This is a genomic window from Thioclava sp. SK-1 (genome assembly GCF_001705665.1).
Classification (GTDB): Bacteria; Pseudomonadota; Alphaproteobacteria; order Rhodobacterales; family Rhodobacteraceae; genus Thioclava.
In genome coordinates, this window is record NZ_MDHA01000047.1 from 1 (window position 1) to 1064 (window position 1064).

Annotated in this window: 1 pseudogene; it reads right to left on the reverse strand. The window is 58.9% G+C overall.

Annotated elements, in window-relative coordinates:
- A pseudogene (istA, locus tag BFP70_RS11835) lies at window positions 1-1064 on the reverse strand (IS21 family transposase); the annotation flags it as partial.

Sequence of the window (1064 nt, forward strand, 5' to 3'; positions counted from 1 at the left end):
TGCCAGTGCGTCCGGCGGATCGACCTCGGGATGATCTGTCGGTCTGCGGTCGATCAGTCGGTGCAGCAGGTTCAGAATGTGCGTTTTGGTTGGCACGCCTGCTTCCAGCGCCAGCTCCACCGCGCAGAGGACATCTTCTTCGTTGTGCTGGAGCACCCGTGACAGGATGTCGACCATCTCTCGGTCGCCACCTTCTTTACGCGAGCCATGTGATCTTGCAATTGACGGAAGGCATCGGGCATCTGCGTGAACGGCGCACCATTCCGAAGTGCGCCCGGTTTGCGTTGGAGCGAGGCCTTGTCCGCCATTGGTCCGAGGACAATGGACGAGCGCGAGATAGTGGCGCCAGTCATAGATGACCTTGCCGGGTTTGCGATGAGAACGCTCAATGATCCGCGCATGCTCGCACACCGTTTGCCCTTCAGCGACCACGACCAGCCGTTCGGGATAGACATGCAAACTGACACGTCGGTTCGCAAAGCTGGCGGGAACGCTGTAGCGATTGCGTTCGAACGTGATCAGGCATGTGGGTGACACACGCTTACTGTGTTCGATAAAGCCATCGAATGCCGGCGGAAGTGCCATTAGCGTGGGCTTCTCGGCCTCCCACACGTCAGCGATGGACCCCGGTAGAGCCTTGTGCGGTGTCTCCGTCCAAAGGGCGATACAGCGATCTTCAAGCCATTGGTTCAGCTCTGCCAGATCGGCGCAGACCGGCATGACCTGCCACATACGGTTGCGCGCATCCTGCACATTCTTCTCAACCTGACCCTTCCCCCAACCGGCCGCCGGATTGCAGAACTCGGGCTCAAACACATAGTGGCTGGCCATAGCTTTGAAGCGCGCATTGACGGCCCGCTGCTTGCCTTTGCCAACGCGGTCAACTGCCGTCTTCATATTGTCATAAATGCCACGTCCGGGGACGCCGCCAAAAACCCTGAACGCATGCCAATGAGCGTCGAACAGCATCTCATGCGTTTGCAACGGATAAGCGCGTACCAGGAACGCGCGGCTGTGTGACAGTTTGACATGTGCGACCTGCAGTTTGACCCGCTCACCACCGA